Genomic DNA, 15,643 nt, shown 5'->3' on the forward strand with positions numbered 1-15,643 from the left:
AACAGATGGATGTAATTTGAAACAACTTTAAAGAGCCTTGCTACGTAGAATGTAGTAAGGCTCTTAGCTTTTAATAATCAAAATTCAATAACTTTATTATCATTATACACAAGAAACCTAATCCACTTATAATAATTATCACCCTATTTAATTTCCCTGATGCCAAAGGTGAATTTTTTAGGAGTACGGATACATCGCTATCAGGTCAATTAAACTGGTATCTTAGAGTCATCAACTTAAACAACAAATAACACCATCTCCATTTTTTCAATATTTTGAAGGACTCACAAAACAAAATTATTATCTCTCCACAGTTAACTATGAGAAGTTAGCTCGTTTTTTCGTTTTGGGGAACCATCGGTTTCAAAGCTTGATGACGATGTAGCGAGACTTCTTAATATAACATCAATTTATCAGTAGTCGTATCTAGAAACCTAAAAAAAGTCCATTTAGAAGATCTAAAGGGACTTTTCACTCATATAATCCTATCTATGGTTAAACAAATAAAATTGAATAAATTTAATTTTTCTTGTTTTATCTAATAAATTGTTTAGGCATTTCTTTAACGTGCTTATCATCATCACGCCAATCATAGGTTTCTTTCTGTGAAATATCTAAAGTTTGATCTCCAATTCTAACAATATTCTTATTTACCCATTGGATATATGGATCCGTATCTGGATAGTTCCAATATATATTTTTCTCTGAATCTGTATCAAGGTTAACTAATTCACCCCTAACAGCATCCGCACTTAATGATCCTGCATTATGAAAATAAGTCTTAATGAGATATTTTCCATCTGGAGATTTCACTGTTCGAATTAATTCCCCTTTTGGAACACCTTGCAAACTAAAAAGTTTCCAATATCCAAATCCAATTATAATTACTAACATAGTAAGTATAGTTATTAATACTTTTCTTTTTGTTTTTTTAATTTTACCTTTTGTATTTATAATACTCATTCAACTCCATTCCACAGAACGCATACCATATTATACCATTAAATAAATGGTATAATATATCAAAAATAAAAATCCTCCCGTAATAGTATTATAAAAAGGGCATGTGATGGTCTCCCTATTTATAAAGTGAAACTTTAATCACCCTCACCAATCTGGCTGCCCGTTAATGCGGGATAATCATGAAAATTCCCCTTTAAGAAAAATATAAAAAATCAGACAGTATACTTGAATTGCTCTTCGCAAGAGAATATACTAATAAAGCAGGCTATGACGTTCCTTCCTTCTAACTTCTTTGGCGAAATAGGGATGTTACTTTCCTGCTAAACACATAGGCTATGACAATTCTTCCTTCTTTGTAGAAATTTCAAATTGTTTTAGAGTTGTCAATTCCCTATGAAAAATAATTAGACTATAAAACCTCTTTCTTCTTTAGGATTGAATAAACTTTAGTTTATCAACCATTGATGTAGAGGTTTTCTTTTCTTAATTAACAAATTACCACTTAACAACTAAATGTTATACCCCTAATTTTTCACTAAAAAATAGCTATGTACCCTCTGTGCATTTTTCTACAATTAGTGTGTTTATACATATAAAAATAAAAATCTACCACTGAAAGGAGGACAGTCAGACTATTCCCCTCTTTTATAAGGCGTGAATAGCTGGCGTTCTCATGAAAAATTCTATTTACATAAGAAGAAGTTTGAAAGTAATTATAAAAAGAGAAGAAAATAAACTACCGAACATTTATTTAGCCACTGTTTTAAAAAACTTGGAAAGTTTAGGATTTACTTTTTCCGAGCCTTTAATAGAAGAGTTGCAAACCCTTTCGGTTGATGCATTCACATCGTTTTACAAAGAGTTGGTAAAACATTTAAAAGAAATGGTTGGAGCACATATTCAGTTTACTCCTATGTATCCAAACTTTCCGCAACAAATGATGGATTTAAGTGACGCTGATTTATACATTAATGCCATTATTCATTATGTGGCGTTGCGCCTACCTGTATCAAAAGTAGAAGAACGACTCCCTCTTTTAGATAGAGTTGATTTGAAAGTTATTGACTTAGGAAGTGAAGAAGATTTCAATCAAATGATTTCTCAATTGATTAGTGCAAACAGCTCTATTTCCTCAACTGATAAGACGGATGTAGAATGGGCTATTACACACACTGAAGATGTTTCCTGTTTTCTACCTAATGTAATTCCTCATAAGGAAAATATGTCTTTTATAATTGGGGTTTTATTAATAAACAGAAAAATATCAGCCGATGCTGCTGCAAAGTATTTTAAAACAGCAACTGATGTTCTTCGCCTTGCAGTTGCTTTATCTGAAGGCGATGTGAGTTTAGCATCCTCCGTCCGATTCAAGAAGTTTAACCGAGCAGAAAGACGCTTCCTTTTAGGTTTGTTAGAGCAATGCGGAAACATTACCGAAGATATGCTTCGATACAAAAAACGTTGGATTCGTTTAGGTGAAATTCTTCATCCAGCAGAATATCATACTCGTTTCCCAAAAACCCACCGAGCATTTGAGATTCTTCGCAACAACATTAAAGTTGAAACATTTAATGGGAAAATAGAAGCAGCTTTGTTGAATCGTGATATCATGACAGCGAAAAATCTTTTAAAAACTCGCCCAGGGGAATTTGCCAGACGCTTGGATCATTTAATCCGTTTATGTAGTGATAAGTCAACAGATGTTTTCAATATTCTCGAAGATTTTCTAAGTATAATAGGAAACGTTTCTACTCCTGTATTACTTCAACTCACGGCTCATTTTAAGCATCGAAATGATAAAAATGAATTTCGTACCTTTTTTCCAAAGGGAAATGTAGCAAAAGCTATAGGTATTGAAAATACACTTCCATTTATCTCAGAGGATATTTGTTTAATGATTGTAAAAATGTGTGAAGATACTTTAAAAAATCGCTTCGCAGAACTTCCAAGTCTCGGAAAAGTATTTTTGGATGAACAGTTAAAAAATCACTTAGTTCCCTTCTCTCAACGTTCAGCCAGCAAAGCGCTTCGCACATTATCTCGAGGAAGTAAAGTAGATTTGCCAGAAGGAGATACGATTCGTTTTTTCCTATGGTGGAAAGAAGGCTATGTGAATGGACAACATACAGGACGTGTTGACATTGATTTATCTGCTGCAATGTACGACGAAGATTGGCAATACAAAGAACATGTATCCTTCACGAACTTACGTTCAAAAAATTTCAAAGCCTACCATAGCGGAGATATTACTTCTGCACCAAAGGGGGCATCTGAATTCATTGATTTCGATATTCCGTCTGTGCTGAAATATGGTGCACGCTATGTAGTAATGACTTTGCTTTCTTACACAGACCAACCGTATAAAGATTTACCAGAATGCTTTACTGGTTGGATGGTTCGTCAATATCCTGGTTCAGGTGAAATATTTGAACCTTCTACTGTTCAAGATAAAGTGGATATTACTGCCGACACCCAAATCTCTATTCCAGTTATTTTAGACTTAAAGGAACGAAAATTGATTTGGACAGATTTGTCTCTTACGAGAGATCTAACTTATGATAATACCATCGAGGCTAATCAAAAAGGTATGATACTAGTTGGGAAGGCTTTAACTAATTTAGTTAAACCGAATTTATATGACTTGTTCCGATTACATATTGAAGCTAGAGGTGAACTCGTTCAAGACATCGAAGAAGCAGAAAGCATTTTTTCTTTGGATAAAGGGATTACTCCTTTCGATATTGAAAAAATAATATCTGATTTTATAGCTGACTCAAAAGGCTAACTACATTACAAACATTGATAATGCGTGGAAAATATCGATGTATAATGTCTATGTGAAACAGGACCTGATAGATGCATATCAGGTCCTGTTTTTTATTTAGTAGATACTAAATAGTCCGGTTAATCACTATTCATCTAAATACACTATACTAATAAAGTGAAATTTATTCGAAAGAAGTTCATTAGTTAATATGTATCTAATTAAGAAACAGTCATATACCAGCCCAAACATCTTTTCCATATCGCCCTTCATCTTGCACACGATCCAACCAATTTCTTGCTTCTTGTTCACTGACTTCATGAATTTCTTGATATGCTTGACAAAGGGTATCTTCTACATCCGGAGCCATTTTACTTCCATCACCACATATATAAAGATGAGCTCCATTATCTAATAACGAAATTAAATTGATTCTATCTTGTTTTATTAAATGCTGTACATATGTTTTTGGATGTCCCTCTAGACGAGAAAAAGCTGTGTGTAAAGAGATTAATCCATCTCTTTCATCATTTTCTAGTTCTGTACGATAAAGATAATCTTTTTCAGGATGACGACAACCAAAATATAGATGTGCTTCTCCTAAGTTAATACCTTTTTGCTTTTGAACACGACGCGCTTGCAAGAATCCACGGAATGGTGCAATTCCAGTACCTGGCCCAACCATAATAATTGGTGTTTCTGGATCTTTAGGTAATTCAAAGTTTGATTGTGGCGTTCGAATGAAACAGATAATCTCATCTTTATTATGACGCTGAGCTAAGTAATTAGAAGCGACTCCTTCATATGTCCCTTCCCCACTCCATGCAGGCGCATTAACAACACCGACCGTAATGCTCAGACGATTCTGTGCAACGAGTGGAGAGCTTGAAATAGAATAGTAACGCGGTTTGAGCGCAGGAAGAAGTTCTAAAAAGCGTTCAAATCGGATTTCACAAGCCTCATACTTTTCAAGAAGGTCCAACATTGAAATCCGTTTCTTTAGTATTTGTTCATGGTAAACTCCTTCTTCTAATAATGCTTCCAATTCTTTTTTATGAGGAGGACATGCTGTGAATGTTACCATTTCTCGTATTTGTGCTCGAGTGGCTGCTTCTTGAACTTCAACACTATAACTAAGAAGGTCCAATAAACTAACAGGACTGTCTAAAGGTATGTGATTTATACTTCGTCCACTTGCACTCAGTATAACTTGATCCTTCCCATTTAATCCAAAACGTTTTAAAATTCGGTTGATATTTTTCTCGCTATTAACTGGCAACACTCCAAGGTGGTCTCCTTCTTTATATGTAGCGCCTTCTGGCAAGGATACCTCGATATGTCGTGTACTTCTATCACTACTGGATGATTGGAGTTCACGATTTTCTAGTATAGATGCATAAACTGCTTCATATGTTCGTGCAAGAGGAGATCCTCCAAGACGACTGACAAATTGCAAACTCAAAGTACTGCGCTCTTTTTCCATATTTTTGTTGAGCTCCAATCCAAATGCCTTCATTGCATCAGACCACATACTTTGTTTCCATTGCTCAAGCTGTTCCTCGAAATCACCACTTGCATCTGCTTCTCCGCGTTTAGAAAATCTTGTTGCTCCTTTTTGAGCCATCTGCTCATCAATGTATCTTGGAATCCGTTGATAGGTACTAGCCCAATTATGATCTCCACAACCAAAAACTGCGTATTGAACACCTTTTAGCTCATCCGGTTTTAGTTCCTCCAACCATTGCACAAACTGCCCTGCATTACTTGGTGGTTTTCCATTATAAGAAGAAGTCACAATAAGTACCGCTCCTTCTTTTGGCAAACTTCCAATTCGATCGTTAAGAGCTACCACTTCCGTTTGAACCCCTTCTAAACTAGCTGTATCCGCTAATTCTCTTGCAATACCTTCTGCTACCCCTGTATCCGAGCCATACAGAACAAGAAGCGAAAGATTATCGGCCCCAATAATAGAAGGTGTCTTCTGGACGTGTTGCTTAATTTCATGGTTTTTCAGCTTGTCCTCTGTAGGTGGAAGAGCAGTAGGATGGCTAATAGTTTGTTTTCGGGGTAGAATCCTAATCTTAAAATCACCGGGCTTTAGCGTTAATGTTTGTTTTACGTCCAGCTGATAGTTTTGATAATCGATTAATTCAAAATGTTGAAGAAGCATTCCCATTACAAGAGTGGCTTCATGAAGTGCAAATTGCATACCGATACATGCTCTCTGGCCATTTCCAAATGGCTTATAAGCATGATGAGGAACCTTATCCAGCTCTTCAAATCGTTCAGGTTGGAATTCTTCCACGTTGTCTCCCCATGCATCTTTATCCCTATGTAGCTGTGGAATAAGAACAGAAATACGATCTTCTCCTTTCTTAATTGGGTATTTCCCGCCAATCACTGTATCTTCTTTTGCATAGAGACTGAATGCTGGAGCGGTAGGCCATAGACGCAGTGATTCATTTAAAATCATCCGTATATACTTCAGTTTCATAACTTGTTGGTATGTTGGAGTAGGATCTGTCAAAACACGGTCTACTTCTTCATAGGCTTTTTTCAATTTATCCGGATTCTTTAATAAAAAGTAAATTGCAAAAGATAACAATCCACTTGTTGTCTCATGCCCAGCTATTAAAAAAGTGATAATTTGGAAACGAATGTTTTCATCATCTAATTTTTCACCAGTTTCCGGATCTGACACATTTAACATACGGGAAAGTAAATCATTTTCTTCCTGATCTCCACTACTTTTACGTTCAGCAATAATATTATCTACTAAAGAAAACATAGATTGGATATCATGCTGAAATTGACGTTTCGTTCTCCACATAAGTTTGTCTTCTATATCCAGCCGCTGCAATTGGTGCATCGCCTCATCTAGAGCACGGGTCATGCTAGTAATAAAAGGATGAGGGGTCTCACGATAAAAGCTATTAAATCGGTAATTAAAACCACATAGACCAATTGTATCTAACGTAAGACGAGTCATATCCTCCGGAACATCCACGTTTTCATTCGGATTAAGCCGTGCCCATTTTTGAACGAGTTGTACAGCAATATCAACCATCATAGCATGGTAATCTTTCATTGCCCGTTGGCTAAATGTAGGCATCAAAATATTATGAGCTTTTTTCCAGTTAGGCTCGTGAGTCTCGCTTGTAAATAATCCGTCTCCAGCAAAGGCGCGAACTTTTGCTAAAGCACCCTCTATACTTTTATCGAACCGTGTTTCGTCACAGACTTCTGCTACCAGTTCATGTCCGGAAACGACAATAATGGTATCACTTAAAGTTTGAATTTGAAAAATGGGACCATACTCTTCCGCTATCTTGATAAAGGATAGGGTCGGTTTATCTTTATCGATTAATGGGAGATTACCCAGCGGTCCATATGTTTTCGGCTGAGGAATGGCAGATACTTTTTTTTCCATTTAAAACACCCTTTCAAAAAAGCATGAAATAACATATCCCATTTAATAAAGAGGAAATAGCAACTAATCGCCTGGGATAAAGATATGTAATTGATTACCTTATTTTATCTTTTCCCTAACTATTCATGATTATGATATTACGTATAAGCTTGGCAATTAGATTTATAACTTGTAGAAAAATACTAAATTAAAATGAAGCGAATAAATATAGTTGGAGCCTTTTAATGTTGGTGTTAAAAGATAATCTAAACTTGTAATGTTTATGAGAAATTGCAAACGGATCTCATCTCTTGTATTTGTTTATAAAAACGATTATTTTGATTCATTTTCTTCTAAAACACCCCAAAAATAGAGAAGTTGACGAGCTTAAGATTGTAGTATTCGAAAAATCAGTAGTTTAGTTAAACCAATACGATAAGCAAGTATACCGTGTTACTAATGAAAGAGGACCTGATATGAACATCAGGTCCTCTTTTACTATATAATTATTTCCCTGCTTCTTTTAGTTCTTTTCCAGCTTTAAATACCGGCGCCTTAGCAGCAAAAAACTTGTAGGAATCATTATCAAGCGTTTTATTTTTCTCTACCGATTTAGCTTCTCGACAGCTTCCGCACTTGTATCTACACGTTTAACGAAAAAAACTAATAGTAGTGCAACAACATTCATGCCAAGCGCTACATAAAACGAATATTGAATTCCAGATAATAAAGCCTTCTGAGTTACTATTGCCTTCGTAGTTTCTGTAAAGGTTGTTGGATCTATATGAGACATTAAACTTTCAGCTTTTGTTTTTGTTACAGAGTTCATAATCGTAACAAGAATAGCAGTACCAATCGAACCGGACACTTGTTGAGCCGTATTATTAACAGCTGTACCGTGCGGGTTTAAGCGAGTTGGCAATTGATTAAGACCATTTGTCATAAGTGGCATCATAACCATCGCCATCCCAAACATCCGCAGTGTGTAGATAAGAATAATATGTGTGTGACTAGAGTCAATTTGCAGACTTGCCAACATATAAGTTGAAACAGCTGTAATGGAAAGCCCCACTATGCCAAGAATCCGAGGACCATATTTATCAAATAGTTTACCTGTAATTGGTGACATAATCCCCATTATAACCGCACCTGGAAGCATCATCAGTCCAGAGCTCAGCGGAGAAATGCCACGGACGTTTTGTACATAAGCTGGTGTTAAAATCATACCCGAAAACATGGCCACCGCGTTGACAATTGCAATTACAGACGCAAGTGCAAACATTGGGTACTTGTAAACACGTAAATCCAATAACGGCTCATCCATTTTTAATTGACGAATAATGAAAGCAATTAGGGCAATTGCGCCTATGATTAAGGTTGTTAAGACAACTTTATTTGTCCAACCATCGGAGCTTGCAGAACTGAATCCATATAACAAACCGCCAAAACCGACAGAAGATAATAGTAATGAGAGATAATCAAGTTTTGCATTTTTGTTTTGTTTCATGACATTCTCAGATTTCCAAATCCCTAACAGTAAGCTAATGATTGCTAACGGTAAAATCATTTCAAAAAGCAAACGCCAGTCATAATACTCTACAATATAACCTGATAGTGTCGGCCCAATTGCTGGAGCTGTAATCATAACTAGTCCAAAAATCCCCATTGCTGTTCCCCTTTTTTCTCTTGGAAAGCTTACTAGCATAATATTCATTAACAAAGGTCCCATAACTGAAGAGCCTGCCGCTTGAACCATCCGACCAGTAAGTAATAAACCAAAGTTAGGTGCTACAGCCGCTAAGGCAGTACCAAGAATAAAAATCACCATAGATGTAATAAATAGGCTCCTATTCGAGAAACGCGTTATTAAAAATGCTGAGGCCGGAATTAATATACCACTTACAAGCATATACCCTGTAGAAAGCCACTGGATCGTTGAATAATCTTGAATGTTTAAATCTTTCATTATTGATGGCAAGGCTACGTTTAAAAGGGAGTTATTTAGAAATGAAACAAATGCCCCAATAAAAAGGATTACAAGCATTACATATGGTGGTTTTCTTTTATGTAATGTTTCACTCATATATTTAATTGCCCCTTCATTATAAATTTCATTGATTCGTTTAAATCGTTTACATATTTGCACAAGAAAACATTACCCTTACAGTATTTTGCCAAACTCTTCGAATGGATATTCTCTTTTTAGCAATTCCACTTGCTCAACATACCATTTTAAAATCTTTTTGTTGATTAAACCTTTATAAAAATGTTTGTTAACGGAATTTAAATTAGGCTGAAATACAAAAAAGAAGCAACTGAAAATCCCCTTCTAAAATAAAGTGAAACTTTACATCAATGGGAATTTTACAGGCAGCGAGAAAAATCAAAAAGACTACGCACCCATTCCTTTAAATACAGGCTTGTAGATCTAGTTATGTAACCATCCATAAAAAGGAATATTACATAGGCTAAGTCTAACATTACATTTTTAAAGTGAGGAGAATAAGCGTATGGACCAATATTGGTATTTGAATTCAAAGGGAAATGGGCAACAATATACTAACCAAATTTCATTATATTCACAGCCCGAAATAACTACATCTGAGGTAATGAATGATTTGAAGCTTCCTGAGAATTGGAGTTACCGAGTCTATCCAGTTAGTTGGGATTCATCAGCCAATTATACGGGGTTCAATCCCCAACCTCCTCCCTTCTCTTGGGGGCAGCAGCCAATTAATTATGCAGAGATACTACCACAAGGTCACCCTGCTAATTGGACTCCATTACCAGGTCATGCAGGTTTTAATTTTCAAAAACCTCCCTTCCCCTGGGCGCAACCATTCAATCATACAGGGATGTTCGCACAAGGTCATCTCGCAGCTTTACTATCGCCGCCAGCTAAGGCTTTTAAATTCAATACCAATAACGGGGGTATTTTCGGAAACTCTCCAGGATGGGGAGGACAGATAAGTCCCATGGGATGGGGGAATAACGGAGGTTACGGTCAGCTAGGAATGCTTGGAAACTTACTTACAGCAGGAAAAGGTACCATGAGTGGAATAGGAATGATCAGTAGTCTAATCGGGATGGGGAAGTTCTTCTTTTAGTTAATTAGAACAGGAGAATGTGGCTGTAGCTTTAATCAGCCACATTTAAGGACAGTAATCTCCCACCTAACTTCCTAGCATAGCATTCGCGGAAATTTTAGATGGATATGTATTGTTACAAGTTACTGTTTTACTTTGAGTGCTCCTTTACTTTCTTATCAAGTGCCTTACTATAAGCATCTTTGTTTTCCTGTGATAACTCATAAATTGCTTTTTTCCAATGCTCTCCGTCTACACCTGATAAAAATTCAGTACCTTTCATTGTAGCTTCTTGAATCTTCTGTTTATCTTCTTTACCAGCATCCTTAATTAACTTCGTTGCTTTTCTTGCCTCTGTTACCCCTTCTTGTATGGATTTGTGAATGTCTTTGTATGTATCAGGTACTTTTATGTGTTCCATATTGTCTAAAATTTTATCTATCTCGTTTGATGTTTTTAAAACAGCTTTTGCTTTTTCTTTGTCCTTTAAGGATTCTCCTAAGTTTAGTAACAGTTCATCCTTCTTAAATTGGAACTCTACCACTTGCTCACATATGTAGTACGGATACTGTTGTTCAGAAATTACTGTTTTCGTTATTGCTTTACTAGTTTGCTCAGTCTTATGAGTAGAATCTTTATCTCCTACCTCGCATCCGACTAACAGCATAAATGGAACTGCTAACGTTACTAGTTTCTTTGCTCTCATTATGTATTCTCCTTGTAGAAAGTATTGTAAGTAATTAACATATCAAACTATAACATACATTACATTATGGTTCACTTCCATTACGCTTTTAAAATATAAAATACGAATACACCCCATAAGCCACAAATAAGATTAATAGAATAGAAATGCCGAGTACCGTATATATAATCCATTTTAAATTTGAGTTCATATAATCCTCCCACCTCTCGACAATTCCAGTATATAACAAAAAAGCATTGGATACCCAATGCTTTTTACACTTACGCAAATAAAGAAGTATTCGCATATAAAGCTGGTGAACCACCTGAATGTACGAATAAAATATTGTCTTCCTTATTAAATTTATCTTTTCTAATTAAGTCGATTAATCCCGCTACTGCCTTACCTGTATACACTGGATCAAGTAAAATACCTTCTGTTTTCGCAAGTAACTGAACTGCCTCTACCATTTCCGGCGTTGGTAACGCATAGCCTGGTCCTACATATTCATCAAAGCACGTAACAGCGTCGCGCGAGATAAAGTTTGGAATACCAACATGTGCTGAAGTTTCATCTACAAGTTTTGCTACTTTCTCTTCTTGCTCAGCTTTTCCTCTACTTACGTTAATCCCGATTACAGGAATATGGCTTTGTGTTCCAGAAAAACCAGTAACTAAACCAGCATGCATACCGCCGCTACCACTTACACAAACAACTGAACTGAAATCAATTCCTTGCTCAAATGATTGCGCCATAATTTCTTGCGCACAAGCAACGTATCCCATAGCACCCGTAGGGTTTGATCCACCAACTGGAATTACATATGGTGTATTACCTTTTTCACTTACTTCTTGTGCTACTTTATGCATTTCTTCCATAAGATCTGCTCCGTTCGGTACAACAATGACATTTTCAGCACCTAATAAGTGATATAAGAAATAGTTTCCGTTAAAGTCTCTCTTCTCTTCTGGCTCAAGCCCTTCCTCTAATACAAGGATACATTTCATTTTTTCTTTTACCGCAGCTGCCAGTGTCAGGCGGCAATGATTTGACTGAATACCACCAGCTGTAATTAACGTATCTGCACCATTTTCCTGTGCATCCGCAACTAAAAATTCTAACTTTCTCGTCTTATTGCCACCAGCTGTTAAACCAAGTAAATCATCTCGTTTAAAATAAATAGTCGGGCCACCAAGTGCTTCAGAAAAGTTGTTTAACTTTTCAATTGGTGTATATGATTCTGTATATTTTTTTCTCGGGAATTTAGCTAAATTCATTGTAACGCTCCTTTTGTACTTCTTTCACAATATATGTAACGTTACTATTATTACACGTAAAAATGGTGAAGTCACCTTTCTCGGTTAAAAATGTATTAGAATTTCGTTTTGATAAGTAAAACCGTATTAATGATTTTAACTTAATTACGGTACATGAAATTTATATCAACGATTTTTTAAATATATCGTTCATTCCTTACAATATATCAACGATTTTTCAAATATATCTATCGTAACTTGCAATATATCAACGATTTTCTTAATATATCGATCTATCGACAAAAAAACGACAGACAGGCACCCCCTTTCTCATCAACAAAAAAAGAGCCCACACATTCAAATGCAGACTCCCTCCAATCACTTATTTACCGAAAAACGAAGTAACTGCGTTAATCCCGGCTCTAAATTCATTTCACCTTTATGACGTACGTATACGACTTTATCTCCATCAAATTTCGGAGGATTTGCTTTACTATACGTATGCCACTCATTCGTTCCTTCTATAGAATACTCCATATATTCAGTTGCACCGACAATTATATTTTCACTATCATCTGCCGTTACATTTGGTGCCATCTGCGCAATTTTTGAATCACTAATTAATAACTTCTTTATATCCTTATCACGTTTGTAATCGTAAGCTGTCACAATTACATCGTTACCATATGCTTTCACTTGTAACCCTTGTTTAAATGAATAGCCATCTGGAGCAGTTTTCTCTCCTCCATTTGGTCCTGCTGACATCCAGCCCGTTTCAATCCCGCCCGTATTTACAACAGTAAATCCTTTTTTATCTCCGCCTGCAATTTTCTTTTTACCAGCCCAGTCCGGTAAGTTTAAATCCCAATGCGTATGACTCGTAAAGAAAACGACCTGCGGATAGTCTTTTAATATATCGTACAATTTATCCACGTTTAAATAATCTTGTAAATATGGTGATTGTCTTGATCCAGATACTGTATCAGGTAAAACGTGATGAGAGAAAATAAAGATTGGTTTATTTTTATCTTTTTGACTATACTCTTCTAAATTTTGTTTTAACCAACCTAATTGCTCATCACTCATATATACTTCATCCCACATTTTTGAATCGTGGTATTTCATATATTTTTCAGTTCCTAAAAATAAAAGTGGATAGCCATCTAATTCTTTTTTATGATATACCTTTTCTTGTCCACTAAATTTCAGATAGCGGTTAAATAAAGTTTCCTCAGTTACACCATTTGGCCATGTACTTTGAGAGAGTTTCCCATCTGCTGTCCATTTACCAGCATAAAACTCATGATTCCCAACAGTAGACCATACATTTTCTGGATGCTTATTTTTATTTAACACACGCTTTACATCATCATATTGTGACTGTTGTCCAGTCGGCGTTATATCCCCATTCATAATAAGCGCTCTAGAAAGTGGCGTTACTTTATTCATATCTTTTAATACGTGATCAAAATCTCCTAAATCACCTTGAATGTCACTAATAACATTAAAAGTTGTAGCTGATTTTCGAACTTGCTCTTTCCCTTCCGCATGTGCTGAAAATGTCGGTAATAATGCCGCCATAACTGCTAACGAAGCAACTGTCTTTTTCATACAAATTCTCCCCCTAATAATAGAATGTACAAACTGACATATTCTGCTTTCTCTTAGGTGCTTGTCCAATTCACATTATAAGGGGAGATTGTAAAGATTAATGGAATAAAAAATTAAGTGTTTTTTAAGAGATTTTGTCTTTTCTACACACTCCACAATTAGCAATTCGCGCCAATCTAGCTTTCTAGTCTTTAACATTACATAAATGTAAATGAATATGATGAATCTCTTAGTTTAATATGTTGTCTTTTTAATCTCTGTTATATAACCGCCACAAAATATGCTATCTTTTCAAGTTCTCTTTCTTTAATAAACGTTACTCCTCTTTTAATTAGCCTTAAAATTGTAAAGTGGCTTAATAATATGTTTAATATCAATTGTTTCTTTTGTATTCTCAATAATTTCATCCATTGGCTTATATACCATTGGTGCTTCATCTAAAGTACTTTCTGCAACAGATGTAGTCCAAACCTCTGTCATTGTATTTTGAAAATCCTCTAAGTTAAGTACTTCTTTCGCCTTCTTGCGACTCATAATACGCCCTGCTCCATGAGGGCCAGAAAAGTTCCAATCTGGATTTCCTTTACCAAATGCAATGATTGAACCATCTCTCATATTGATTGGAATGATTACTCGTTCATCTTTCTGAGCTGAAATAGCACCTTTTCTTAGAATCATATTGTCCATATCGATGTAGTTATGGATTGTAGTGAATTGATCTGTTACTTTCCAATCCATTGTAGTGACGATTTCATCAATCATTGCTTTACGATTTAACTCCGCATATTTTTGTGCAATTTTCATATCATTCATGTAATCTTTAAATCCTTGTCCTTCTAAATAAGCTAATTCTTTACGAATCACCGGTTTCTTAATTTCACGTAAAGCTTCATGTATTTCTTGTTGTCTGCCTTCTTTCGTTAAACGCTCAATAATTTCTTCTTTAATAGATTTAACGTTTATAAGTTGCTCGTAAGCAAAGTTTTGATAATACTCTGCTACTTGTTTCCCTAAATTACGCGAACCACTATGAATAACAATGTATACATTTCCTTCATCATCCTCATTCAGTTCGACAAAATGATTGCCCCCGCCAAGTGTACCAATACTTTTTTGAGCACGTTGCAATGTAAACGGGGCTCTTACACTATCAAAATCAATCATTTTTGAAAATCTATGTTCCTTATCTCGAATACGAAAACCACTTGGGACAAATTTACGTATCGTTTCGTCTAAGTAATCGAAGTTGATTTCCTCTTTTTTCTTATTAATTATAACAACCTCCATGCCACAACCAATATCGTACTTACCTCCCAGTTTCCTGAAAGTGTGGACTATACCTTCTCTACAGTCATCGAGATATGCAGTCTCTACTGTAGGCTCACCGTATTAATTATTCCTCTTCAACTCAAAATGGATGAGGAATAATTCTGTACCTTAGTCTGCTAACATGGTGCAAGTCTCTGAACCATTCGATTATGTCACCATAACCACTGGCTGCTGATTGCCCTCGTCTTTTATCGTTAGGGTTTCCAGTCAATTGAGTGAGTAGTTTAAAGTCTGAGCCGATTAGTTAACCCCGACTAAATTAGGAACAATCTTATCTTGAACTGTCATTGTTGTCCCAATCGTACAACCTGCGCCCGCATGTGTATCTGGCATAATACGGATCTTGCTATCCTTTACGAATTCTTGGTTACAAAGATCAATAATTTGACCTGCTGCCATTTTTTCTACATTCGTAGTATATACTTTCGCTTCATTGTATTTTCCTCGTAATTTCAACATCTTCTATTTCCCCTTTCCTTTAGTTTCTACAAAACATTAATTTATATATATTTATAATTATATTTTCCACCACTACAGCTC

The 15,643-nt window shown here is 35.7% G+C and carries 10 protein-coding genes; 2 read left to right on the plus strand and 8 right to left on the minus strand.

The window, feature by feature from the left end:
* Nucleotides 1-534: 534 nt before the first annotated feature.
* Nucleotides 535-963 carry a DUF5412 domain-containing protein gene (locus ABWK52_RS09195; RefSeq protein ID WP_353771920.1) on the minus strand — a complete coding sequence of 143 codons (429 nt, stop codon included), beginning with the start codon at nt 961-963 and terminating at the stop codon, nt 535-537.
* 673 nt (nt 964-1,636) lie between these two features.
* Between ABWK52_RS09195 and ABWK52_RS09200 the strand changes: the two genes are divergently transcribed.
* Nucleotides 1,637-3,748, plus strand: coding sequence for a TerD family protein (locus ABWK52_RS09200; RefSeq protein ID WP_061654909.1), 2,112 nt, complete (start codon nt 1,637-1,639; stop codon nt 3,746-3,748).
* Nucleotides 3,749-3,959: 211 nt separating this feature from the next.
* Here the strand turns inward: ABWK52_RS09200 and cypD are convergent, their stop codons facing one another.
* Nucleotides 3,960-7,157: a bifunctional P-450/NADPH--P450 reductase gene (gene cypD, locus ABWK52_RS09205; RefSeq protein WP_000412774.1), complete on the minus strand. Its 3,198-nt coding sequence runs from the start codon at nt 7,155-7,157 to the stop codon at nt 3,960-3,962.
* Between the two features lie 583 nt (nt 7,158-7,740).
* The gene (locus tag ABWK52_RS09210; protein WP_000005138.1) at nt 7,741-9,219 is read right to left on the minus strand and encodes a DHA2 family efflux MFS transporter permease subunit; all 1,479 of its coding nucleotides are present in this window, start codon (nt 9,217-9,219) and stop codon (nt 7,741-7,743) included.
* 427 nt (nt 9,220-9,646) lie between these two features.
* Between ABWK52_RS09210 and ABWK52_RS09215 the strand changes: the two genes are divergently transcribed.
* Nucleotides 9,647-10,243 (plus strand): hypothetical protein, encoded by a 597-nt coding sequence (locus tag ABWK52_RS09215; protein ID WP_065703681.1) that lies wholly within the window; start codon nt 9,647-9,649, stop codon nt 10,241-10,243.
* A gap of 130 nt (nt 10,244-10,373) precedes the next feature.
* Here the strand turns inward: ABWK52_RS09215 and ABWK52_RS09220 are convergent, their stop codons facing one another.
* The 5 genes from ABWK52_RS09220 to ABWK52_RS09240 all read right to left on the minus strand — a co-directional run bounded on the left by ABWK52_RS09220 (nt 10,374) and on the right by ABWK52_RS09240 (nt 15,562).
* Complete coding sequence (locus tag ABWK52_RS09220) at nt 10,374-10,928, minus strand: hypothetical protein (protein ID WP_001201801.1); 555 nt, start codon at nt 10,926-10,928, stop codon at nt 10,374-10,376.
* A 260-nt stretch (nt 10,929-11,188) separates the two neighbouring features.
* Nucleotides 11,189-12,184 carry a D-cysteine desulfhydrase gene (locus ABWK52_RS09225; RefSeq protein ID WP_001046619.1) on the minus strand — a complete coding sequence of 332 codons (996 nt, stop codon included), beginning with the start codon at nt 12,182-12,184 and terminating at the stop codon, nt 11,189-11,191.
* A gap of 357 nt (nt 12,185-12,541) precedes the next feature.
* Nucleotides 12,542-13,774, minus strand: coding sequence for a DUF4073 domain-containing protein (locus ABWK52_RS09230; RefSeq protein WP_061654910.1), 1,233 nt, complete (start codon nt 13,772-13,774; stop codon nt 12,542-12,544).
* 327 nt (nt 13,775-14,101) lie between these two features.
* The gene (locus ABWK52_RS09235) at nt 14,102-15,061 is read right to left on the minus strand and encodes an RNA-splicing ligase RtcB (RefSeq protein ID WP_016111591.1); all 960 of its coding nucleotides are present in this window, start codon (nt 15,059-15,061) and stop codon (nt 14,102-14,104) included.
* 282 nt (nt 15,062-15,343) lie between these two features.
* Nucleotides 15,344-15,562: an RtcB family protein gene (locus ABWK52_RS09240; RefSeq protein ID WP_061654911.1), complete on the minus strand. Its 219-nt coding sequence runs from the start codon at nt 15,560-15,562 to the stop codon at nt 15,344-15,346.
* Nucleotides 15,563-15,643: the final 81 nt, after the last annotated feature.

The organism is Bacillus sp. AP50 (assembly GCF_040492675.1).
Taxonomy (GTDB): Bacteria; Bacillota; Bacilli; order Bacillales; family Bacillaceae_G; genus Bacillus_A; species Bacillus_A cereus.

Bases quoted from the DNA above. Each gene is read 5' to 3' on its own strand.
- ABWK52_RS09195 (WP_353771920.1), bottom strand. From the start codon at position 963: ATGAGTATTATAAATACAAAAGGTAAAATTAAAAAAACAAAAAGAAAA.
- ABWK52_RS09200 (WP_061654909.1), top strand. From the start codon at position 1,637: ATGAAAAATTCTATTTACATAAGAAGAAGTTTGAAAGTAATTATAAAA.
- cypD (WP_000412774.1), bottom strand. From the start codon at position 7,157: ATGGAAAAAAAAGTATCTGCCATTCCTCAGCCGAAAACATATGGACCG.
- ABWK52_RS09210 (WP_000005138.1), bottom strand. From the start codon at position 9,219: ATGAGTGAAACATTACATAAAAGAAAACCACCATATGTAATGCTTGTA.
- ABWK52_RS09215 (WP_065703681.1), top strand. From the start codon at position 9,647: ATGGACCAATATTGGTATTTGAATTCAAAGGGAAATGGGCAACAATAT.
- ABWK52_RS09220 (WP_001201801.1), bottom strand. From the start codon at position 10,928: ATGAGAGCAAAGAAACTAGTAACGTTAGCAGTTCCATTTATGCTGTTA.
- ABWK52_RS09225 (WP_001046619.1), bottom strand. From the start codon at position 12,184: ATGAATTTAGCTAAATTCCCGAGAAAAAAATATACAGAATCATATACA.
- ABWK52_RS09230 (WP_061654910.1), bottom strand. From the start codon at position 13,774: ATGAAAAAGACAGTTGCTTCGTTAGCAGTTATGGCGGCATTATTACCG.
- ABWK52_RS09235 (WP_016111591.1), bottom strand. From the start codon at position 15,061: ATGGAGGTTGTTATAATTAATAAGAAAAAAGAGGAAATCAACTTCGAT.
- ABWK52_RS09240 (WP_061654911.1), bottom strand. From the start codon at position 15,562: ATGTTGAAATTACGAGGAAAATACAATGAAGCGAAAGTATATACTACG.